The following is a 21,113-nucleotide window of genomic DNA, read 5'->3' as shown; positions in this document are numbered from 1 at the left end:
AACGAAAAATCATGTCAGACACAGAGGTAAAAGATCAGGAAAAGCAATCCTTTCGTGACAGGATTGCCACAGTAGACGAAGAGGGTAAACGTAAATGGATTTATGCCCAAAAACCAAAGGGGAAGTTTTATAATATCCGGACGATTGTAAGCGGGTTCTTTTTTCTGATCTTTCTCACTCTTCCTTTTATTTATATAAAAGGAAGGCCTCTGTTTCTGTTCAATGTACCAAAAGCAAAGTTTATTCTCTTTGGCCAGGTTTTCTGGCCACAGGATTTTTTCATTTTTGGAATCATCATGATTACGTTTGTGGTTTTCATTATTCTGTTTACAGCAGCATTCGGCCGTTTGTTCTGTGGCTGGATATGTCCGCAAACGAACTTCATGGAAATGCTGTTCCGTAAGCTTGAATATTTAATTGAAGGTGATGCCCCAAAGCAGAAAATACTGGCAGCCAGCCCATGGACAACCAACAAAATTGTTCGTAAAGTAACCAAGCATGTAGTCTTTTATGTTTTAGCCATCCTTATTGCCAATTATTTTCTGGCTTATGTTATCGGTATTAAAGAGTTGTGGGAAATGATACAGAGGCCAACAGAAAATGTGGGAAATATTGCAGCACTGATGGTTTTCAGTGGAGTATTTTATGCTGTATATGCAAACTTCAGAGAACAGGCTTGTATTGTTGTTTGTCCTTACGGAAGATTGCAGGGTGTACTGCTCGACAGAAACTCCATGATTGTTGCTTATGATTACAAACGTGGAGAAGAAAGAAAAAAGTTTAATAAAAAAGAAGAAAGAACAGCAGGTGATTGCATTGATTGTGGCCAGTGTGTAAAAGTTTGCCCAACAGGAATTGATATCCGTAACGGCACTCAAATGGAATGTGTTGGTTGTACAGCCTGTATTGATGCCTGCGATCATATGATGGAAAGCGTTGGCTTTAAGAAAGGGCTGATCCGTTATGCAAGTGAAAATGGAATTGCCAATCATGAGAAGCTGCATTATACACGACGTATGCGTATGTATACTGTCTTGCTGGTTGTATTGTTGAGCCTGCTAACCATTTTACTGGTATCCCAAAAAGATGTAAAAGCAACCGTAATGCGTACACCGGGTTTACTGTACCAGGAAAAAGGAACCGACAGCGTTTCAAACCTGTACAATATTAAGGTGATGAATAAGACTGTTAACGATATACCGCTTACGGTAAGAATAGAAGGGGGAAACGGAAAAGTTCAAATGGTGGGCGAATTCATTCATGTACACAGTGATGGACAGGGTGCCGGATCATTCTTTATTACTCTACCCAATAAAAGCATTACTAAACGTAAAACTATTTTAAAAGTTGGTTTATATAACGGTGAAAAGAAAATTGATGTAATCAAAACAAGTTTTCTCGGGCCTGTATACGTAAACGAATAAATTAAATTACTATGACACTGAATTGGGGACATAAACTGACGATTGTATTTATAGCTTTTGCAGCATTCATCTTTTTTTGATATACAAAACCACTCAATCACATTTCGACCTGGTGAGTAAAGACTACTATAAAGATGAACTCGCTTATCAGCAGGTAATTGATGGTACCAACCTTGCAAACAAACTTAGCAGCGGAATACAGGTACAGCAACAGAATGATCAGATCAGTATACAGTTTCCGCAGGAAATGAAACAGAAGAAAGCAGAAGGAACTATTTTCTTCTACTGTTCTGCAGATTCAGGAAAAGATAAAAAAATAAATATTCAGTTATCAGAAGAGGCAGTTCAGATTATTCCGGCAAAAGATATTTTACCCGGCAAGTATGTATTAAAAATTAACTGGAAAACAGATAATCAGAATTACTATAACGAACAACCGGTAAGTATTAACGAATGATTCAGGCAATTACAGCAGGATTAATTTTGGGAGCATTCAGCAGTTTGCATTGCATTGGTATGTGCGGCCCGCTTGCATTAGCTCTGCCTGTGCAGCACCTTGCGGTATGGCAGCAACGCCTGGCTGCATTACTGTATAATACCGGAAGAATTATTACCTATTCTATTCTCGGTTTAATTTTCGGAATGGCAGGGCGCACTGTTTACATGGCTGGCTTTCAGCAATGGCTGTCAATCATCAGCGGAGCTGTAATCCTGTTGTTTATCATCAACTATTATTTTTTACAAAATGCCTGGCAACCAAAATGGGCGCAGCGGTTACAGCTATTTGTTCAAAACAAAATGATCCGTTTGTTACAGGCAGAAAGAAAAGGATCCTTTCTTTTTTTGGGAATGGTGAATGCATTGTTACCCTGCGGTATGGTATATGTTGCTTTGGCAAGTGCCTTAAATTTCAGTGAGCTAAGTTTAAGTACTGGTTTTATGGCTGCTTTTGGCGCAGGAACACTGCCGTTAATGATGGTTTTAAGTATTGCAGGAAATGCCATCTCCTTTCCAATAAGAAGAAAGATAAAGAATGCGGTTCCTTACCTGATGACAATAATGGCCTTTATTCTCATTTTAAGGGGAATGAATCTGGGTATACCATTTATCAGCCCGGTAATGGCGAATGCCCCGGGAGAGGTAATTAATTGTCATTAGGATTAAGATCAGCCGTTGACTATGACAAGTATCAGGGTGGGTAGTGACGTTTGTTATTCGAAACGGCTGCCTTAGTTTTTAGATTTGTTAGAGTAGAAATAAATATATCGTTCAGAAATAAATTTTATGATCATTACTATGGCTTCAAACAAAAAAATTCTTCAGTACCGGCATGAAAGCGATACGTGGAAACGTTACCTGCAGTTTATACAGCAGGAAAACAACCATTTGAAGAATCGTTTGTCGCAGGTATTACAGGCAGATACTGATTACGAGTTCCTTGAACGTGCAGAATACTTTCAGAATAAATTTATTTCTGAAGATGACACCGTTAATATGTTACGTCAGGATATTCATGAGCTGGATAAGTTACTGGCTAAAGAAGCCGGTGAAGATGCAGTTGTATTAAAAGAATTACAAAAAAGACTTAAAAAAATGCATAAGGATATGGAGATTGTTGAAAAGCAATTCAATAAGCTCAAGTCCGATTTCAATCTGTATTTAACAGAGACGATTGCCTGACATTTCACTTGCAGTTGAATAGTTCATAAAAAAGCTGTTTGATTAAATCAAACAGCTTTTTTCATTTACCCTTTTCCGGCAGATATTTAATACCCCTGTTAATTCAGCAGGTTCTCTAATTTTTTTTCATTGAGAATAATGATATTTCCCTCTTTAATATCAATTAGTTTTTCAGTTCTGAAATCGCCCAATGTGCGGATGAGTGATTCAGTAGCAGTACCTGCAATACTTGCCAGGTTTTCACGGCTGATATTAATTGAAAAATGACCATCACCTGTTTTGTATTTCCGTTGCAGGCTCATTAAAGCATCTGCCACTTTTTTACGGAGAGAGTTATAAGCCAGTCCTAATAAATGCTCTTCTTTATCTGCCACATTTTTTGCCAGCAGTTGAATAAATTTCTGTGCCACCTGTGGATTGATGTTCATCAATTCATCAAAATCAGCTTTAGGAATAATGGCCAGTTCACTGTCTTCCATTGCTTCTGCCGTTTCTTTATAAGAGCTGCCTTCAAGCAATGCAACATAGCCAAGAAAATCGCCTTCTGTATATAACCCAACTACCAGCTCCTTTCCATCATCATTTGATTTAAAGGTTTTCACTTTACCCTTTACAATAAAAAATAAACGGGCGGCACGGTTTCCTTCGTTATATACAGTCTGTTTTTTCCTGTATTTGTTTACATCCCTATCGGTAGTTAAAGATTCAAGAATATCTTTTGAACCGGCAGCTGCCAATAATTTATTTACACCATCAAGTCCGGAAAATTCTTCTTTAATCAGATCAGCTTTTTTCAGCCTTCCTTCAATTGCATTCAGTAACTCTGTTCCACTGAAAGGCTTGGTAATATAATCATCAGCACCCAGTTCCATTCCTTTACGTAAATCGCCACGTTCTGTTTTCGCCGTTAAAAAGATAAACGGAATATTCTTAACGCTGTCATTTTTATGCAGGGCATGCAGCACACCATAACCATCCAGCACCGGCATCATGATGTCGCAAACAATCAAATCGGGTACTTCTGCAAGAGCTGTTTCAATACCGAGCTTCCCATTGGCAGCCGTAACTACTTTATAATTGGCCAGCTCAAGAATCTCGGCTGTATTTTCCCTTATTTCGTCATTATCCTCTATTAGCAGAATTTTCTTCATTACTGTTACGATTTATTTTTAAAGATAACGTTGAATTCAGTACCCTGATCAAGATCGCTTTTACAAGTGATCTTTCCGTTCATTAATTCAGCATATTTTGATACAATATGTAATCCTAATCCTGTGCCCTGAATGTTGATAGCATTATTTGCACGGAAAAAACGTTCAAATAAATGCTCCTGATCTTCCTTTGAAATACCAATTCCGCTATCCTTTACTTTCAGTTGAATTTCTGTATCATCAACCGAGGTACTGATGTAAATATCAGAGCTCTCTGGCGAAAATTTAATCGCATTGGAGAGCAAATTTAAGGTGATATGCTTAAACATACCCGGATCAAGCTCCACCTCATTTTTGCCCTTATGCTCATACCTGATCTGCTGACCTGGTTTGCTGATGCTCTGCATTTCTGCAATGGTTTGAACAACGTTTTTATTCAAATCAAAGGTACTGAAGCGGGCCTGAATTTTTCCTTCTTCAATCTTGCCAACTGAAAGGAAGTCGTTCAAAATATCGGTTAACAGGTTTACCGATGAAATAATGCGTTGAATATGCTTTTCCCTCTTGGGCTGTTCGTCTGAGGTTGTATATTTCTGTAAGAGGTAGATAGATGACAGTACAGTACTAAGGGGAGTCCTGAACTCATGTGAAGCAACAGATACAAAACGGGACTTTAATTCACCCAGTTCCTTCTCCCTGCTTAAAGCCTCCATTAATTCCTTGTCTTTTTCTTCTGTTTCTGCAATCTGAAGGTTGAGCTTTTCAACAGATTCCTTTAACGAGAGCGTTCTTTCCTCTACTTTATCTTCCAGTTCCTCATTCATTCTGATGATTTCCTGCTCAATCTCCTTACGCTTGGTAATATCGTTCACAAAAGCAACTATGAACTTATTGCCACCAAAGTCATAATTACCCAGGCTCACTTCAACCGGAAATTCGGAACCATCATTCTTTTTCCCAAAAAGATCGAGGCCAATACCCATCGGCCTGTTATTTGGCTTATGGATATATCCATCCCTCTGGGCCACATGCTTACCATGAAAACGGCCCGGAATCAGTACTTCAATCTTTTTACCCTTCAATTCAGCTGAACTTTCATAGCCAAACTGGAATAAAGCAAATTGATTAACCAATGTAATTTCGGCAGCACTATTGACTACAATAATGCCAATGCTTGCGTGGTTAAAAAGAGTCTCAAAAAGTTTGCCTTCTGCAGTTGATTGCATGAATATGATAGTTAAATCAAACTGCGCAAATATATAGAAACAAGGCTTTACTCCCTGCCATTTGCAAAAAAGTATGAAACCGCAATGAAGACAGGAGAAATGTTTGCGAACATTTCGCTTTTAAGAGAGAGATAAGTATTTTGGCAGAAACTTACTCACTTGCTGCAACGAACACTCAAAGATCCCCGGGCCTGGTTTTTATTACTTATCAACGGTTACCTTATTTACTACTATCTGCAGAACCCGACTGAATTCAATACCATTGTCTGGATTTACTGGCTGCAGAGCATCCTCATTGGCTTTTTCACTTTTATTGAACTGCTGAAAGTGGAGAATCCCGATGAAACGAGCATGAAAATGAACGATCAACCCGTTACTAAGAAAAATATTGGCTGTGCAGCCTTCTTCTTTTTATTTCATTTTGGCTTTTTCCATTTAGTGTATGCCATTTTCCTGCTTACGGGTTTTTCAGCAGGGGCCAATGCAAAAATTGTTTTAATAACCGGCGGCATCTTCCTTGTTGAAAGCACAATTGATTTAATCAGGAGGAGATCGGGAAAAAAGGAAGGAGAAAAAGAAAATATCGGGAAAATGTTCTTTGTGCCCTACATGCGTATCATCCCCATGCATTTAATGATTCTGGTGCCGCCTTTACTTGGTTTTGGAACTTCTGTTATTTTTCTCATTCTGAAAATGCTGGCTGATATTGGTATGTATATTGCCACCACCAGGCGAGGCACTTCCTCCAGCCAGCTCTGATACTTCTTTCGTAAACTTGCAAAAAAGATAAGATGTCAACCGAAATAAAATGCCCTAACTGCGGCCATGAGTTTGAACCAAATGAATCGATTCGAAAATCGATAGAGGAGCAAATTCAAAAAGAAGCAAATGCTAAGGCCGAAGACTGGAAAAAGAAAAAGAAAAAGAGTTTGCTGATGAGAAACTAAAAATTCAACAACAAACTGAGGAATTATTACGAAAATCTATTTCTTCTGATTTTGAAAACAAACTCCGCCTGCTTGAGCAGAATAATAAAGACAATGAAGAAAAACTGAAAGAATCAAGAAAAAAAGAACTTGAGTTTTTGCAAAAAATGCAGGAACTGAAAACTAAAGAGGAAGAGCTTGAATTATCTGTTCAAAGAAAATTACAGGAAGAAAGAACACGTATTGCGGAAGAAGTTAAAAAAACAGAAGAACAAAAAAACGCTAATAAAGAGAGTGACTACCTGCTTAAAATTAAAGAACTTGAAAAGCAAAGAGATGATCAGAAAAAACTTGCAGAAGAAATGACACGAAAAGCAGAACAGGGGTCAATGCAACTGCAAGGTGAAGTACAGGAATTACTGCTGGAAGATCTGCTTCGTCAGTCATTTCCATACGACAGTATTGAAGAAGTTGGTAAAGGAGTGAAGGGGGCAGATTGCATACTGCTTGTACGCAACCAGTTTGGGCAAGAATGCGGCAAGATTATTTTTGAAAGCAAACGCACCAAAGATTTTTCTGATCAGTGGATTGAAAAACTGAAAGCAGATATGCGCAGTCAGGCAGCAAATATTGCCGTGATTGTAACACAGGCCATGCCGAAAGATCTTGACAGGTTTGGTCAAAAAGATGGCGTGTGGGTATGCAGTTTTGCTGAAGTAAAAGCTTTGACACATGTTTTAAGAGACAGCATCATCCGTATTGCACAGGCAACAAAAGGACAGGAAAACAAAGGCGAAAAAATGCAGATGCTCTATGACTATTTAACGGGCAATGAATTTGGAGAACAGTGGAAAGCCATCCGTGAAGGTTTTATGAGCATGAAAATTTCCATCCAGAAAGAACGTGATGCCATGGAAAAACTCTGGAAGCAACGGGAAAAACAACTGGAAAAAGTTTTATTGAATGCTGCACATATCCGTGGTTCTGTTGAAGGAATTGCGGGAACAGATGTTGATATTAACCTGTTAAGTGATTCTGATCTGTCAGTTGAAGACTAACTGATCAATATCATCATTACAATTTCCTCTTTAACATTTTTTCAAGCAGCAATATCTTCTCTTCAGGTATCTTGGTATAAACTGATTATAATGAAAAAAACACTCTTGCTTTGCTCTGGTATCTTTCTTTTCTTTTTACTTGCACAGGCTCAGGAAAAACCTGCTCCCCAAAAACCTGGCATGTCGATTTATATTGAAGCAGGTGGCCCCGGAGTTATTTCCTTTAACTACGACACAAGGTTTACAGCTTCCGATAAAGGATTTGGTGGCCGTATTGGTGTTGGTGGTTATAAAATAGATAATAGCGGCGCTGTATATATTCCTGTTGGACTTACCTATTTACTATCTAAAAACGACCGGGATTATATTGAATTAGGCGCAGGTTTCACTTATGTTGACTATACAAGGGATAATAATGATGTGATTAACTTCTCCCCTTTTACAAAAAGTTTTGGTCATCTTAATTTTGGTTACCGCTATCAGCAAAAAGAGGGTGGCTTGGTTTTACGTGTAGCAATTAACCCCGTTTTCGGAGATGGCTTTTTTAACCCGGCTTATGGTGGTTTATCGTTAGGCTATAAATTTTAAACTCATTTCATAAACAGGAAAGGTGAGCAATGCTCACCTTTCCTGTTTTAAGACTATCGTACAATTAAGTAAAATCTTCTCCGTCAAAATCCTCATCTTCATCACTGTCCCTGCTTGCTTTCATATCAATTATACTTCCCATTAAGTCATTGAACTCTATCCTTCCTTCCACTACTTTTTTACTGATCAATGAATAGGATGCAAGACCATGCAATACAAACTCCATCAGTAAAGCAGCCTGCTGTTCATTGGCTCCTTTAAAATATTTTTTTACCAAAGGATATAATCCATCTACATTATACAACTGGTGAACTTTATCTTCGTCTTTTGTATTCATCAAAAGACTTAGCTGATTTCCTTTATCAAACCAATGCGTAATTGACTTGTACGGATTATCAGATGCTTCCTGCTTTCTTTTTTCGGCTGTTCAGGATTGGGAAAGTATTGCACAAACTGTGAGCGGATGGCTTTATCAAGCAAATGAAAAGCGACCTGGTACGGACCTTCCTGCTCCCCTTCATACACCAGTTCAATTTTTCCTGTGATGGATGGAATGATCCCAATGAGATCACTCATCCACACCTGTGTTGTTTTTTCTTTGTTTTGAATGGCTCTTAATTCTGCTGTACTCACTGCATTTTCCAATGCTGAAATTGTAAGCCTTGCACTTACACCACTTTTCTTATCAACATATTCACTATTTCTTGCTTCAAAAGCAACCTGCTCAATCAACCGCTTCATCAAATCACTTACTTCAACTTTCTTTGCCTGCTCAGCATGAATACTTGCTTCCTGGTCAGTAATTGCTAAACCAACTTCTATTGTTTTTGGATAGTGCGTCAGTATCTGGCTTTCGATACGATCTTTCAATGGTGTTACAATTGATCCACGGTTAGTATAATCTTCCGGGTTGGCAGTAAAGACAAATAAAATATCTAATGGCAGACGAAGTTTAAACCCACGGATCTGCACATCGCCTTCTTCTAATATGTTGAATAAAGGAACCTGGATGCGTGCCTGCAGATCAGGAATTTCATTGATGACAAAAATGCCACGGTTACTTCTGGGTATGATACCGTAATGAATTACACGCTCATCAGCAAAGCTTAGTTTCAGGTTAGCAGCTTTAATGGGATCAATATCTCCAATGAGATCAGCTACACTTACATCAGGTGTTGCCAGTTTTTCACCATAACGCTGTGAGCGGTGGATCCATTCAATCTTTGTTGCATCACCTTCTTTTGCAATGAGTTCTTTTGCATAATGTGATATGGGATGAAAAGGATCATCATTTACTTCGCTGCCTGCAACCACCGGAACATATTCATCCAGCAGATCGGTCATTAAACGGGCCATTCTTGTTTTGGCCTGTCCACGCAAACCAAGGAATAAAATATTATGACGGGAAAGCAAAGCCCTTTCTACATCAGGTATTACTGAATCTTCATACCCTAATATTCCTTCAAATACATTCTCATTCTGCTGAAGTTTTGCAATCAAGTTTTGTCTCACTTCTTCTTTGATGCTTTTTGGTTTATAACCACTCTTCTTTAATTCGCCTAATGTTATACTTGTATTCATTGCCGGTAAGTCGGGAAGACCTTTTTAAAATTTTATAATTCTTTGAATATTTTTGATTTATCGCTTTCTTGCAAGTCCAAAAAATAGGTAAGACCATTTTCGCTTATAAACTGATTGTTTTCATAAGGGGGCATACAAAATCTACTATTAAGCTCAGATTTACTACGAGAGCTCTTTAGCTTAACAAAGTCTTTAAATAATAACAAATCCTTTTCTTCGAAAGATTGCTTTAATTCAAGATACTCCTGATAGTTAATCAAGATGAATCTACTGAAAGGAGTATCATTAGTTTCAGAATTACTTTCGAAAACTATAAGTCCTTTTTCACTAATGGACCTTATTAAGAATTCCTCAATATCTCCGCAATCATTCAAAATATCTACAAAAACCATAAAGTGCTTCACATTGTCATGAAGAGTATACCCTTTTGTAATTGACATAACTTTCCTAAATAAATAGGAATCATATGGCTTTGATTGCTTACCATCAAATCAACAGTTGTTTACACCTTCATTTATGAGTACTATGAATAAATTAGAAACAGGATAGCATACCTCAACTTGAAGATCAATATCAATCTCCCTATTCATTTCTATATTAAATATCCTTAATCTCATAACCTATTTTAATATTTTGCTCTTCCCGCTTTCAAAATCCTTAAATATAAATGCCCCCAGTTTATCCAAAGAAGCAAAGAAAGCTTTCCCATGATTGGTTTCTGTAAACTCCTGTACAAATTTTTGCAGGTAAGGATCGGTGGCAATCATAAATGTGGTGATAGGAATTTTCAGCTTCTTGCATTGAGCAGCAAGGTTTATACAACGATTCACCACTTTACGATCCAATCCAAAACTGTTTTTATAATACTTCTTCCCAATCTTCAAACAGGTGGGTTTGCCATCTGTAATCATGAAGATTTGTTTGTTTGGATTTTTTCTGCGCCGAAGAATTTCCATCGCAAGCTCCAATCCTGCAACTGTATTGGTATGATAGGGGCCAACCTGTAAATAAGGAAGATCCTTCACTTCAATGGTCCATGCATCGTTGCCAAACACCACAATATCCAATGTGTCTTTCGGATATCTTGTCTGAATCAATTCACTCAATGCCATCGCTACTTTCTTGGCAGGTGTAATTCTGTCCTCCCCATATAAAATCATGGAGTGAGAAATGTCAATCATCAACACGGTTGAAGTCTGCGTTTTGAAATCTGTTTCTCTTATCTCAAGGTCATCTTCACGCATCTGGAAACTGTCGATGCCATGATTGATCTGTGCATTACGGATGGAATTGGTAAAATCAATCTGCTCCAGTGTATCACCAAACTGAAAAGGTCTTGTTTCAGGATTGATTTCATCACCCATACCCGGCTTAAAGGTTTGATGATTTCCCTGCTTTGTTTTTTTCAGCTTCCCGAAAATTTCTTCTAACGATTGCTTACGTATTGTCTGCTCAGTTTTGGAGGTGATCTTAAATTCACCAGTTACTTTGTTTTCATCGAGATAACCTTTTTCTTTCAGCTCCTCAATAAAGTCACCAATACCATATTCATCGTTGGTCAGTTGAAATTTGCGATCCAGCTGGTTGAGCCAATCCATGGCTTCGGTAACATCACCGCTGGTATAAGTAAGCAATTGAGTAAACAGATAGAGCAATTGCTCAAACTTGGTTTGCCCGTTTTGCGAGGGATCATATTTGGAAAAAAAATGGCCGATCATAATCAACTATCAATTTACTTTAATTTCTGCTAACGGCGTTTAGCATGCCGTTAATTGATGAACAACAAATACCGAACCCAAAAGTTCTTGACAGTATTTCCGATGATTTCTTATTTTACCGTCAGAAAAATACATATCCATGCGAAAATTCACCCATTTTGTCATTCTCGGCCTTGTCAGTATTGCTCTATTCAGCTCCTGCAAAGGCCCTGAGTTACTTCTTAAAAAAGAAGCAAAGATTGAAACGCTGAACCTGGAACTCGACTTACGGATCATACAGGATTTTGAGTACAAACAGGAAATTCTGAAAAGATGACAAAGTTTGTGGAGGTTTATAACAGCGAAACACATCCATTCAAACTCACTGAACAGCGGTGTACAAACCACGAGTTGCCAGGTAAAATTGGTAATGGTGAAATTTGTTCATACAAAACAGAATGTATTAGGTACGGTTGTAACAGCAGCCGGCATTGGAACAGCAACCGCTTTGATTGTTACCGGATTTGTAGTCCCATTTGGATGGGTGTATATTCCCAGTGCAAGAACAACCATGACTCCTACACTCAGCAAAGACATCAGCGATGTAGAAAACTTTCAACGGGTAGGTATTTCATCTGTTGGTATGTACCGTAAAATGAACAAACAGATTGAAAAGCAAAGCACCAAGTTTGTAAAATACATGGTGTCGGTTGTGCAAACAATTGAAGGGGAATACAAAGCAAATAATAAGCAATAAAAAAGCCTCCGCCTTACCGGCAATTTATTAAAAGCGAAACGCTCTTCTTTATTTCTGTGTATCAGGTTTGTTCTTGATCGTTTGCGGAACTTCTTTGTTCGCAGGTATTGTATCCGACCCCGGTTTCACGCCCTGTACATATTCTTTTAATGCATTATCAATACCCTGCACCAATTGTTTGGCCATCTGGTATTCATATTCTGATGGTGTTCTTGTATCGCCATCTGAAACAGATTCGTAAAACGCCATTTGCTGTTCACAATCTTTCTTCACCTGTTCCATAATACGCTTGCCCATTTCTATATCACCTGCCTGGAAAGCCGTCATGGCAAAATAGAAACTCTTTTCATTATGATCATTACCATAACGTGAAGCCATACCATAAGGCATATTCTTCGATTTCATCAGTTGATCACAACGCTGCAATACTTTCTTTGCATCTTCTTTACGATTTGCTGCAATCAAATTCATTGCAAGAATGGTATGTGCATTGCGGATGTTTAATAAATGTCTGCGGTTTTCTTCATCAAAATAAACACCGTCTTTATCAGCACTGCCATACTTGAATTTATTCATCACCTTATCAAACATCCAGTCCATATTTACAGTACCTCTTGCATTGGCAACAGGAACAAGACGATAGGTTAACCCATCCTGGCGGAGGTAATCATCAAATCCCATTTGCAAAGGCTGTGTAAAGTAAATAGGGCGCTTCCATTTATTGGCTGCAATAACATTCATAATTGCCGCGTCATTTTTAAAGAGATAACCTTTTGAAATCTGAAATCTTACTTCTTTTTACTACACTGTCTTTTGCTGTAACAGTTCCGTTCTGCCGTACCACATTTTCATCAACCGGAACAATCACACGGTTAACAGGGAAATAATTCAGCAGTTCACCGCTTTGTACCCTGTACATTTATTTTCTGCATCGCTGCCTGCCTGATCTTTCATCATTGTGTACAGATCAACATAAGAAGTATCGGTTTGAGAAACAGGAATATGATAAACAATATTCCGCTTATCGCCTGCAATCTGCTCTTCATTCCAGATCACATCAATCGGATCACTTTGATTTACTTTATAACGGAGCTGGTTAATGTACCAGTCAGTACCAAGTAAACTTGTATTGATCACACGAATATCAGGACGGATACCTTTTACTTCCTGCGCATACCATAATGGATAGGTATCGTTATCACCAACCGTAAATAAGATAGCATTGGGGGCACAGCTTTCAAGATAATCTGCAGCCAGATCAGGTGCCAGTGTTTTCTTGCTGCGGTCATGGTCATCCCATTCCTGGGTAGCCATTAATACCGGCACTGCAAGGAAGCATAAAACTGCTGCTGCATATGAACCGCAACTCCTTTAATAACTTTTTCAAACATTTCTTTTACAAGGAAATATCCAAGACCAATCCAGATGGCAAAAGCATAGAAACTTCCTACGTAAGCATAATCCCTTTCACGTGGCTGAGGACCGCCTGGTTGAGATATAATACAATTGCAAATCCGGTTGATAAAAACAGCAGACCAACAATCAGTCCATCACGTTTGTTTTTGCTGAGTTGCTGAATCAATCCAAACAATCCAGAGTAAGAATGGAAGAAAGAATAAAGTATTGTTTGCTTTGTTGTTTTTCAAACTGTCAGGCATCAGCTTTGATTGCCCAAACGGGAATTATCTAAAAATGAAATTCCACTGATCCAGTTACCATTTCTTCTTTCACCAACTCCTGTACATCATTTTGTTTACCGGCAAAATTCCACATGAAATAACGTCCGTACATTATATTAACCTGGTAGTCAAAAAGAATTTAAAGTTATCTGCCATATCAGGATCACGTTCGTAAGAAATTTTTCCTGTTTGTTTATCCTGCATTTTCCAATGCCGAGGAACTGTGCATAATAATCAGCATGTCCCTGATCATTGCTTGCATCCCACACACGTGGAAACACCATTGTTTGCTCAGCAGGATATACAGCTTTCCGTTTTGTTCCTACCACCTCATACTTATCACCTACACGCTGATACACTTCGCCCACATCTTCATAATTCGCCTCTGCTGTAAATACCTGGCCTTTTAATAATGGAATATCTCCATACTGTTCACGACTGAGGTAACTTACCAATGAAGTAGGATTGTTTACATCATTCATATCAACAGCAGGATCAGCATTGGAGCGGATCATGGTAGTTACATAAGTTGAGTATCCAATGAGCATAAAAGCAAAACTCCACAAACCCAAACGCAGAAAGCGCCAGTGATTTGTTTGCGCCCATCTTAAACCAAACCAGATAGTGCTGCAATTGCTGCAAAGAAGAAAATAAATCCTGAGAAGAACGGCAGGCCAAAGCTGTTTACAAATAAACGGTCGAACCAGCCGGCAGTAGCAATGCTCCATTGAATAACTGCCACCTGTATTACACCTAATATTCCTACACCAACAAGTAAAGCAACAATTCCACCTGTCCATGTTGGTTTATACCTGCGGAAATAATACACCATTACTATTGCAGGGATAGTTAAGAGGTTCAGTAAGTGAACACCTATACTTAATCCCATGAGGAAGAAAATCAAAACAATCCAACGCTCTGCATGTGTGCGCTTCATATCATCGTCACCTGCTTTTGAATCTTCATGCTCCCATTTCAGAATAGCCCAGAATACAATAGCAGTAAAGAAAGAAGATAACGCATATACTTCACCTTCAACAGCACTGAACCAGAACGAATCACTGAATGTATAAGCTAATGCACCAATAACACCTGCAGCCATAATGCTGAACAACTGGTTTCCCTGGAGCTCTTCATTTTCTTTCTGCACAAGTCTTCTTCCAAAATGCGTAATGGTCCAGAACAGGAACATAATGGTGAAACCACTTGCTAAAGCTGACATCAGGTTTACACCAACTGCCGCATCATTAGGGGTAAAGAGTGTAAACAATCTTCCCATCAAAATAAATAAGGGGGCACCCGGCGGATGCGGAACACCTAACTTATAGGCAGTGGAAACAAATTCACCACAATCCCATAAACTGCCTGAGGGTTCCATGGTGAGGATATAAACGGCACATGCAAAGAGGCCTACTATCCAGCCTGTAATGTTGTTGAGCTTTTGGAAATTCATAAAAAGCGTTGGTTTAAAAACCCGGTTTAATGCGGGCAGGCAAAAATAAGGAGATGAGGGTATAAACAGGAATTTGATCTGTGTTTTAACAGGATAATTTGACAGAACTCATTATTCAAAGTAAACACGGACGGTTTGATAGAACAAACGGCTTTGTGTGTACTGGCTCATATTCTTTTCAGAGAAGCCCTGTAAACCAAAAAGCCCGGCAGCATTTCCTTTGTTAATGGCAATTTCAAGATACCCGGCGGAGTTGAAAAGCGCCAGCTTCTCCCCTTCGTTTACATCGGCATAGGTTTCACTGAAACGGTCAATCACTTCATCCCGTTTAAATACAATTTTAAAGCGACGGCCCTTGCGTTGCGCTTCAAACTCATCCTGCGTAATATTCACAATTACATTTTCGAAATGATCGATGGAGATGATCTGACCTTCCATGTACTGGTTGGTAGTCATGGGCCGTAACGGATTTCTTACTGGATAGAAATTGAATCATCACCAATTTCTTTTAATTTCTTGCCAGCAGCCACCTGTTGAATAGCTCTTGCAAATACTTCTGTACAGGCCAGTGTATGGCGGGCTGAAGATTTATCAAGCTGCAGTGCAACTACTTCCTGCGGCGGTTCTTCCAGTATCATGGTGATGAGGCCATTGTCGGCAATACAGAAGTACTGATCATTGTGATAAGCCATGAGTAAATGATCGGGCTTGTACTGAAACATGTTCACCAATACAAGATGAAAGGTACCGGCTGGAAATTGTCTGGTAGCATTTCTCACCACATATGCTGCCTGTGGATCATTGAACGGAGAAAGATGATGTGAAATATCAATCAGCTGAAAAGAAGAATCCTGTCTTAATAAAACGCCCTTTACTGCCCCGGCCAGGTAGTCCTGTTCTCCAATATCTGATGTGAGGGTTAGTAGCGGCATGGTTAGTAATGGGAAATTAAAAATAAAGAATTATAAATGTAAAACGATCTGAAGCAAAAACTTCCATTATGAATGATTCTTCATTTTTATTTTATAAGCTTCCCTTCCTTAAAGAAAAATTTATGAATGTAGAGGTCAGCTAACCGAGGAAAAAACTTACTCATAAACACAGTTGCCTTGCCGGTGAGCGTTAAAACAACAGAGCGTTTTCTTTTTTCCACTGCATGGATAATATGCCTGGCACATTCTTCAGCACTCATGAGTTTGGATTCATCCATGGGTGTTTCACCAATTGGTTTTCCTTCAGCATTCAATGCAACACTTCTGATATTGGTGGCAATAAATCCGGGTGAAACCCATAATACGTTTACGCCGTGCTGAAACATTTCAACCCGTAAAGCTTCCAGCCAACCCTGCATCGCAAACTTCGATGCAGAATATGCACTGCGACCAGGAATACCCCTGTTGCCAACAATGGAAGAAATACCGACAACAGTTCCTTTATGTTCAATAATGGATGGTAACGCAAATTTTGTACAGTAAACCGTTCCCCAGAAATTCACATCCATCAGCCTCTTAAAGGCGCTGATTTCAGCATCATTAATCAAAGCCCGCATGGAAAGTCCGGCATTATTAATGAGAATATCTATACCGCCAAATGTCTTAATGGTTGAGTTGATAAAATCCCGGCAGTCAGATTCACTGCTTACATCAGCAACTACTACATGCAATGGTTGCCCGGGGAACTGTGTTTGCAGATGATACAGTTTATCATGTTTACGACCACAGGTAGCTACTTTTGCCCCTTTATTCAGCATCATTTCCACCATTGCTCTTCCAATACCCTCACTCCCTCCTGTAATAACCACCACCTTATTTTTAAAATCCATTCTGATCTGTTTTTTGCAAAAATACGGCAGCTGTACTCAATTCAATTGTTTACTCACATGATTGTAAAAAGTATTTTTTTTAAAACTTGGGAGCAAAACCGAATTACCCTATTTTTGCACTCCCAAAAAAACAGAACTATTTTGGACGATTCCGTAGCTCAGTTGGTAGAGCACGACACTTTTTAATGTTGGGGTCCTGGGTTCGAGTCCCAGCGGGATCACTACAGCCACCTTATCGGTGGCTTTTTTCATTTAAAACACACTGAAATCAGCCCTTTTCCATTTTTCTGCATACCAAGTTATATCAAAACAACCAGTTGGTAGGTATCCTTTTCGGTCTCCTCAGTTTCAACTTATTTTAGGAGACCGATTCGCTGAAAGCCTTATCCCATCAACGTTTCAGGACTTTCAAAACGGTTCAAATCAAATCATTTCACCACAAAGGAGCCCTCTATTCGGTCTCCTAAAAATGAACGTTATGAAAGTCAGTCACCACATGGGCCATTCTGTTCTGTTAAACATCAGTAAGAAGGCAGACAACAACACAGCTCCCATTTTGCCGCATCACCATCAATGGAAAAAGAGGACAGTTTTCCAAGGGCATTTTCATTACCAAAGATCAATGGGATGATAAAAGCAAAATCTATCAAAGGCAACTCAGAACAAATCAGAACCTGGAACCAGGATCTCACCAAAACCAAGAGTGATCTAACAGCCATCTGCAACCGCCTGCAGTATGTGCACGATGTGATTACTCCTGAAATGATCATCAAAGAATTCAAAGGTGATGTGCCGCAACGAAAAACCCTGATGGATGTGTTTGAAGAACACAACAGGTTATTACTGAAAGAACAGAAGCCAAGGAGCGATCTCTCAGTACTAAAACATGGCAGCGGTTTGAGATCACGAAAGGCAAAGTAAAAAAGTTCCTCCAGCACCGGTATAATCTGTCCGACAAACCTATTTCCGAAATCCCCAAATCCTTTGGCGAAGAATTCAGACACTTTCTTAATACCGTTGAAAAGATCGGTATGAACACCGCCATGAAGTATTGCAAAAACACAAAGCAGATGTTGAACTATGCTTTACTGAAAGAATATGTAAATACAAATCCCATGGCAATGTTTAAATGCGTTTACAAAATCCAAAAGGAACGGCTCACCTGGCCAGAACTGTTGGGCCTCTATAATACAGCAATGCCGGTGGACAGACTCGAAGAAGTAAAGATGTATATGTATTCAGCTGCTTTACCGGCTATGCTTATATGGATGTTTACAAACTCGAACCGGAGAATGTAATGCACTGGATTGACAACAGCAAATGGCTCATTAAAGACCGGCATAAAGGTGATCACAACAAATCAATGTACCTTAATGGAAATACCTCTTGCCATTATTGAGAAGTATAAGCAGCACCCTATTGTATCAACTATAATAAACTGTTGCCCGTAAACAGCAACCAGCGCCACAATGCCTACTTAAAAGAGATTGCGGCCATCGCCGCATTAAAAAGAGCTCACCACACATACTGCCCGCCATACTTTCGCCACCACAGTATTGCTCGACAATGATTGTCCAATCGAATCAGTCAGTGAAATGCTCGGGCACAATTCTATCCGGACAACACAGATCTATGCAAAAACTACTGATATCAAAATCAGTCACAATATGAAAGATGTACGTTCCCGAATTACAGAAAAAATCCAATTAGCAGCAAATGATAAACATATGAACACAGGAACATAAAGTAATTTCAGGCAATATATTCTAACGGTTTTATGAAATCGGTCTCTTTCAATACAGGATGCCGGTTTTTGCTTTCCAAAAGTTTCTAAATAATCCCCTTCCTGAAATAGGTTATTTTTTTCAAGAACCCTGAAATCGAGTGACAAAAGTTCAAATCCATCTATTGTTTTCTTTTCTATATCATAAACAAAACTTACTTGAAAATCAGGTCGGCAATAATAGAAAAGATGCGCCTTGTCCTCTTCTAAATAACTGTTATTATAGAATACATCGATCCCGAATTGATGCTGCGGATATTCTGTCAAAGGAATAACTAGCTCTATGGTACATCTTCTTAAATTGAATTGATAATTTATATAAGTGTATTTGAGGAAAGCCGTTTATAACTAACTACTTCGCCATCTTCTATTCCTTCATCAATTTCAAAACCTGGTATATTAAGGAGCCTATATATTTGAAAGGTATTCGGGTTGAATCCAGTATTTTTTTTAAAATCATAAGTCTGCATTAAATTAAAATACCATTCTACCTCACTCTCTATTACCCTGGGTATTAAGTCAGAGATACTTGTCACTGATACTCTCGTTTGAAAATTCCAATTCATTTGTTTCAACTTTGTCCTTAATAAAGGCGTTTAAAGACGAAAAAAACAGTAATAGTGCAATTTATCTTTTGTTCCGCTAAATCATGTTTAAGAATTTCATGGAGATTTTGTTTATCGCTTGAATAATAATCACTTGAATTCTGCTGATAAAAAAACATGATCATTCTTTGATTTTGATTTCAGATAATCCAGCAGTGATAACCAGATCATTGTATCTCTATACCCTTTTTTCCTTATCACGAAAAGGCAAAATATTTCCGATAGCTCTTCCTACAACTACCGAATGTGGTATTGTATCATATTTATAAAATTCAACAAATTCCACCTTTTCCTGTATAACCTTTTTAAAATCATACGGTTCAATTAATCCTTCAAGGTTAAAACTTTTTCTTTCATTATTAAACCGTAGGGCTTTTTCATAATTCTTTTCAAGCTCAGAAATCACCTTTTTCTGCTCCCGGTCATAGAGATTATCAACTTCACTGCATACAATTTCAGAGATCAATAAAACAGATTGTGAATTTTTGATAAAATCCGCAAGCATCCTGAATTCAGCATTATTTAAATGCCAGTGATCAAAAAAAATATTTGAATCTAAAACAACGTACTGCATACCTGAAATTTGTTTAATTGGATTTGACTAATTTAACAATCCTTTCTTATTAAAGCTCGAAAAGAATTATCTTTACATCTTACTTCGCAGGCAACTGGGCCCGGAGTTGGGATAAGCTGAAAAAGTTCTTTGTGGTAATGTTTTACCTTGTCTTAATGATAATGTATAGTAAACATGTTGTAGTAGCATCAGTTGAATTATTCAAAAAACCTCCCTGTTTCTGAACAGGTACAAATTCCAAAAAAGGAGGACACTATGGAAGAAAAAACAAACAACAAAACCGTGTAGTGTGAAAAGACAAAAAAACAGCTTACCCCCTCCGTAAACCATTAATCAGAAAGCCTCCTTACGGAGGCTTCTTCATTTCTATTCACTTAAAATTCATCACCTCAACCCTCCCCCTCATCTTCCTCAACAGATTAATTGCATCCATCAGCTTACTGTCAAGCGACCTGATTGTATTCATCTCCACCTTACTGAAACAGTTGTACAGATTCTGCCAGGAAATATGTTCCTTCCTCACAGTATGAAAATGTCCACTCATGCCCTTCGCAAGGTCCCGCATATTCTTATTAGCCAGCTGACCGTTTTCTTTCAGCAAATGCATGTACAATCCAAGCTCCTCAACAGTCCAGGTAAGGTAAATTCCTTTTCCTCTTCATCCGCTTTTGTTGCAGGAGTCAAAAACGGCCCTTCCCTTCAACTGTTGCCTTCGTTCCAGGAAAAGAATTTCAGCTTGCAACCATAAAAGAAGCTCTTCTTTTACAGAGCGTCTATCAGGTAAGAAAAACAAATCATTGCAATCAATCAGCTGACTAAGCTCTTTATGCTTTAATAAATAATACTCTAACCTTTCCTCTTCACCCGGCAGCAGTTCTGAATTAATTTTCAACTGACCTATCAGCCAATAAACAAACAGCTCACTGTTAAAATTATTCATCAGGGAGGTCAATAAAAGAAGAATGAAAAAAATTGTCCGGCTCACTTGATTTTAACTTCTCAATCTGTTCAAACAAATCCTTTACATAATCAATCATTCCAAAACTAACCCAGGTTTCGTTAATCATGCAGCACCGGCCGCATGCACGCTGAAACATTTCTGTTGAATC

Annotated in this window: 22 protein-coding genes, 1 tRNA gene and 3 pseudogenes; 13 read left to right on the top strand and 13 right to left on the bottom strand. The window is 38.6% G+C overall.

Annotated elements, in window-relative coordinates:
* The first annotated feature begins 11 nt into the window (after positions 1-11).
* The 4 genes from ccoG (at position 12) to IPK31_22250 (ending at position 3,104) form a co-directional block, all read left to right on the top strand.
* Positions 12-1,424, top strand: a complete 1,413-nt coding sequence (gene ccoG, locus IPK31_22265; GenBank protein ID MBK8090390.1) for a cytochrome c oxidase accessory protein CcoG — start codon at positions 12-14, stop codon at positions 1,422-1,424.
* Between the two features lie 76 nt (positions 1,425-1,500).
* On the top strand, positions 1,501-1,881 hold the full coding sequence (locus IPK31_22260; GenBank protein ID MBK8090389.1) for a FixH family protein: 381 nt from the start codon (positions 1,501-1,503) through the stop codon (positions 1,879-1,881).
* Positions 1,878-2,582, top strand: coding sequence for a sulfite exporter TauE/SafE family protein (locus tag IPK31_22255; GenBank protein ID MBK8090388.1), 705 nt, complete (start codon positions 1,878-1,880; stop codon positions 2,580-2,582). The genes IPK31_22260 and IPK31_22255 overlap by 4 nt, the downstream gene beginning before the upstream one ends.
* Before the next feature lie 126 nt (positions 2,583-2,708).
* Positions 2,709-3,104 carry a hypothetical protein gene (locus tag IPK31_22250; protein MBK8090387.1) on the top strand — a complete coding sequence of 132 codons (396 nt, stop codon included), beginning with the start codon at positions 2,709-2,711 and terminating at the stop codon, positions 3,102-3,104.
* A 98-nt stretch (positions 3,105-3,202) separates the two neighbouring features.
* Here the strand turns inward: IPK31_22250 and IPK31_22245 are convergent, their stop codons facing one another.
* Together IPK31_22245 and IPK31_22240 are read right to left on the bottom strand one after the other, a co-directional pair.
* Positions 3,203-4,255 (bottom strand): response regulator, encoded by a 1,053-nt coding sequence (locus IPK31_22245; protein ID MBK8090386.1) that lies wholly within the window; start codon positions 4,253-4,255, stop codon positions 3,203-3,205.
* A 5-nt stretch (positions 4,256-4,260) separates the two neighbouring features.
* Positions 4,261-5,481, bottom strand: coding sequence for a PAS domain S-box protein (locus IPK31_22240; protein MBK8090385.1), 1,221 nt, complete (start codon positions 5,479-5,481; stop codon positions 4,261-4,263).
* A gap of 159 nt (positions 5,482-5,640) precedes the next feature.
* Between IPK31_22240 and IPK31_22235 the strand changes: the two genes are divergently transcribed.
* The 3 genes and pseudogenes from IPK31_22235 (at position 5,641) to IPK31_22225 (ending at position 8,053) form a co-directional block, all read left to right on the top strand.
* Positions 5,641-6,240, top strand: coding sequence for a hypothetical protein (locus tag IPK31_22235; GenBank protein ID MBK8090384.1), 600 nt, complete (start codon positions 5,641-5,643; stop codon positions 6,238-6,240).
* A 32-nt stretch (positions 6,241-6,272) separates the two neighbouring features.
* Positions 6,273-7,465, top strand: a pseudogene (locus tag IPK31_22230) (DUF2130 domain-containing protein).
* 90 nt (positions 7,466-7,555) lie between these two features.
* Positions 7,556-8,053: a hypothetical protein gene (locus IPK31_22225; GenBank protein ID MBK8090383.1), complete on the top strand. Its 498-nt coding sequence runs from the start codon at positions 7,556-7,558 to the stop codon at positions 8,051-8,053.
* 64 nt (positions 8,054-8,117) lie between these two features.
* On the opposite strand, the pseudogene IPK31_22220 reads toward IPK31_22225, so the two are convergent.
* The 3 genes and pseudogenes from IPK31_22220 to IPK31_22210 all read right to left on the bottom strand — a co-directional run bounded on the left by IPK31_22220 (position 8,118) and on the right by IPK31_22210 (position 11,352).
* Positions 8,118-9,634, bottom strand: a pseudogene (locus IPK31_22220) (sigma 54-interacting transcriptional regulator).
* A gap of 32 nt (positions 9,635-9,666) precedes the next feature.
* Positions 9,667-10,074 carry a hypothetical protein gene (locus tag IPK31_22215; protein ID MBK8090382.1) on the bottom strand — a complete coding sequence of 136 codons (408 nt, stop codon included), beginning with the start codon at positions 10,072-10,074 and terminating at the stop codon, positions 9,667-9,669.
* Positions 10,075-10,254: 180 nt separating this feature from the next.
* Positions 10,255-11,352 (bottom strand): VWA domain-containing protein, encoded by a 1,098-nt coding sequence (locus IPK31_22210; protein MBK8090381.1) that lies wholly within the window; start codon positions 11,350-11,352, stop codon positions 10,255-10,257.
* A gap of 139 nt (positions 11,353-11,491) precedes the next feature.
* On the opposite strand from IPK31_22210, the gene IPK31_22205 reads away from it, so the two are divergent.
* Positions 11,492-11,668, top strand: a complete 177-nt coding sequence (locus IPK31_22205) for a hypothetical protein (GenBank protein MBK8090380.1) — start codon at positions 11,492-11,494, stop codon at positions 11,666-11,668.
* Positions 11,669-11,674: 6 nt separating this feature from the next.
* Positions 11,675-12,088 carry a hypothetical protein gene (locus IPK31_22200; protein MBK8090379.1) on the top strand — a complete coding sequence of 138 codons (414 nt, stop codon included), beginning with the start codon at positions 11,675-11,677 and terminating at the stop codon, positions 12,086-12,088.
* A 48-nt stretch (positions 12,089-12,136) separates the two neighbouring features.
* Here the strand turns inward: IPK31_22200 and IPK31_22195 are convergent, their stop codons facing one another.
* The 7 genes and pseudogenes from IPK31_22195 to IPK31_22165 all read right to left on the bottom strand — a co-directional run bounded on the left by IPK31_22195 (position 12,137) and on the right by IPK31_22165 (position 17,042).
* Positions 12,137-12,829: a hypothetical protein gene (locus IPK31_22195; protein ID MBK8090378.1), complete on the bottom strand. Its 693-nt coding sequence runs from the start codon at positions 12,827-12,829 to the stop codon at positions 12,137-12,139.
* A gap of 16 nt (positions 12,830-12,845) precedes the next feature.
* Entirely contained in the window at positions 12,846-13,007 is a 162-nt protein-coding gene (locus IPK31_22190) for a hypothetical protein (GenBank protein MBK8090377.1), read from the bottom strand.
* Complete coding sequence (locus IPK31_22185) at positions 12,977-13,402, bottom strand: hypothetical protein (protein MBK8090376.1); 426 nt, start codon at positions 13,400-13,402, stop codon at positions 12,977-12,979. Before IPK31_22185 ends, IPK31_22190 begins: the two co-directional genes overlap by 31 nt.
* Before the next feature lie 493 nt (positions 13,403-13,895).
* Positions 13,896-14,315 (bottom strand): hypothetical protein, encoded by a 420-nt coding sequence (locus IPK31_22180; GenBank protein MBK8090375.1) that lies wholly within the window; start codon positions 14,313-14,315, stop codon positions 13,896-13,898.
* A gap of 59 nt (positions 14,316-14,374) precedes the next feature.
* Positions 14,375-15,220, bottom strand: coding sequence for a DUF2723 domain-containing protein (locus IPK31_22175; GenBank protein ID MBK8090374.1), 846 nt, complete (start codon positions 15,218-15,220; stop codon positions 14,375-14,377).
* A 111-nt stretch (positions 15,221-15,331) separates the two neighbouring features.
* Positions 15,332-16,152: pseudogene (locus IPK31_22170) on the bottom strand (SAM-dependent chlorinase/fluorinase).
* Positions 16,153-16,238: 86 nt separating this feature from the next.
* On the bottom strand, positions 16,239-17,042 hold the full coding sequence (locus IPK31_22165) for an SDR family oxidoreductase (protein MBK8090373.1): 804 nt from the start codon (positions 17,040-17,042) through the stop codon (positions 16,239-16,241).
* A gap of 147 nt (positions 17,043-17,189) precedes the next feature.
* Here IPK31_22165 and IPK31_22160 point away from each other — a divergent pair.
* The 4 genes from IPK31_22160 (at position 17,190) to IPK31_22145 (ending at position 18,787) form a co-directional block, all read left to right on the top strand.
* Positions 17,190-17,263, top strand: a tRNA-Lys gene (locus IPK31_22160).
* A 352-nt stretch (positions 17,264-17,615) separates the two neighbouring features.
* Positions 17,616-17,963 carry a hypothetical protein gene (locus tag IPK31_22155; GenBank protein ID MBK8090372.1) on the top strand — a complete coding sequence of 116 codons (348 nt, stop codon included), beginning with the start codon at positions 17,616-17,618 and terminating at the stop codon, positions 17,961-17,963.
* Positions 17,882-18,340 carry a phage integrase SAM-like domain-containing protein gene (locus IPK31_22150; protein ID MBK8090371.1) on the top strand — a complete coding sequence of 153 codons (459 nt, stop codon included), beginning with the start codon at positions 17,882-17,884 and terminating at the stop codon, positions 18,338-18,340. The genes IPK31_22155 and IPK31_22150 overlap by 82 nt, the downstream gene beginning before the upstream one ends.
* A 258-nt stretch (positions 18,341-18,598) precedes the next feature.
* The gene (locus IPK31_22145) at positions 18,599-18,787 is read left to right on the top strand and encodes a hypothetical protein (GenBank protein ID MBK8090370.1); all 189 of its coding nucleotides are present in this window, start codon (positions 18,599-18,601) and stop codon (positions 18,785-18,787) included.
* Between the two features lie 821 nt (positions 18,788-19,608).
* On the opposite strand, the gene IPK31_22140 is transcribed toward IPK31_22145, so the two are convergent.
* Positions 19,609-20,004 carry a DUF4935 domain-containing protein gene (locus tag IPK31_22140; GenBank protein MBK8090369.1) on the bottom strand — a complete coding sequence of 132 codons (396 nt, stop codon included), beginning with the start codon at positions 20,002-20,004 and terminating at the stop codon, positions 19,609-19,611.
* Positions 20,005-21,113: the final 1,109 nt, after the last annotated feature.

The sequence above is a fragment of the Chitinophagaceae bacterium genome, assembly GCA_016713085.1.
Taxonomy (GTDB): domain Bacteria; phylum Bacteroidota; class Bacteroidia; order Chitinophagales; family Chitinophagaceae; genus Lacibacter.
Note: the sequence above shows the minus strand (reverse complement) of the source record. Positions and strands in the feature narration are given on the sequence as shown.

What these genes read in the sequence shown, in the direction of transcription:
- IPK31_22255 (MBK8090388.1), top strand. Translation starts at nt 1,878, where the DNA reads ATGATTCAGGCAATTACAGCAGGATTAATTTTGGGAGCATTCAGCAGT.
- IPK31_22185 (MBK8090376.1), bottom strand. Translation starts at nt 13,402, where the DNA reads ATGGCTACCCAGGAATGGGATGACCATGACCGCAGCAAGAAAACACTG.
- ccoG (MBK8090390.1), top strand. Translation starts at nt 12, where the DNA reads ATGTCAGACACAGAGGTAAAAGATCAGGAAAAGCAATCCTTTCGTGAC.
- IPK31_22190 (MBK8090377.1), bottom strand. Translation starts at nt 13,007, where the DNA reads ATGTACAGGGTACAAAGCGGTGAACTGCTGAATTATTTCCCTGTTAAC.
- IPK31_22245 (MBK8090386.1), bottom strand. Translation starts at nt 4,255, where the DNA reads ATGAAGAAAATTCTGCTAATAGAGGATAATGACGAAATAAGGGAAAAT.
- IPK31_22205 (MBK8090380.1), top strand. Translation starts at nt 11,492, where the DNA reads ATGCGAAAATTCACCCATTTTGTCATTCTCGGCCTTGTCAGTATTGCT.
- IPK31_22215 (MBK8090382.1), bottom strand. Translation starts at nt 10,074, where the DNA reads ATGTCAATTACAAAAGGGTATACTCTTCATGACAATGTGAAGCACTTT.
- IPK31_22225 (MBK8090383.1), top strand. Translation starts at nt 7,556, where the DNA reads ATGAAAAAAACACTCTTGCTTTGCTCTGGTATCTTTCTTTTCTTTTTA.
- IPK31_22140 (MBK8090369.1), bottom strand. Translation starts at nt 20,004, where the DNA reads ATGCAGTACGTTGTTTTAGATTCAAATATTTTTTTTGATCACTGGCAT.
- IPK31_22165 (MBK8090373.1), bottom strand. Translation starts at nt 17,042, where the DNA reads ATGGATTTTAAAAATAAGGTGGTGGTTATTACAGGAGGGAGTGAGGGT.
- IPK31_22175 (MBK8090374.1), bottom strand. Translation starts at nt 15,220, where the DNA reads ATGAATTTCCAAAAGCTCAACAACATTACAGGCTGGATAGTAGGCCTC.
- IPK31_22155 (MBK8090372.1), top strand. Translation starts at nt 17,616, where the DNA reads ATGGAAAAAGAGGACAGTTTTCCAAGGGCATTTTCATTACCAAAGATC.
- IPK31_22195 (MBK8090378.1), bottom strand. Translation starts at nt 12,829, where the DNA reads ATGAATGTTATTGCAGCCAATAAATGGAAGCGCCCTATTTACTTTACA.
- IPK31_22180 (MBK8090375.1), bottom strand. Translation starts at nt 14,315, where the DNA reads ATGCTCATTGGATACTCAACTTATGTAACTACCATGATCCGCTCCAAT.
- IPK31_22210 (MBK8090381.1), bottom strand. Translation starts at nt 11,352, where the DNA reads ATGATCGGCCATTTTTTTTCCAAATATGATCCCTCGCAAAACGGGCAA.
- IPK31_22240 (MBK8090385.1), bottom strand. Translation starts at nt 5,481, where the DNA reads ATGCAATCAACTGCAGAAGGCAAACTTTTTGAGACTCTTTTTAACCAC.
- IPK31_22250 (MBK8090387.1), top strand. Translation starts at nt 2,709, where the DNA reads ATGATCATTACTATGGCTTCAAACAAAAAAATTCTTCAGTACCGGCAT.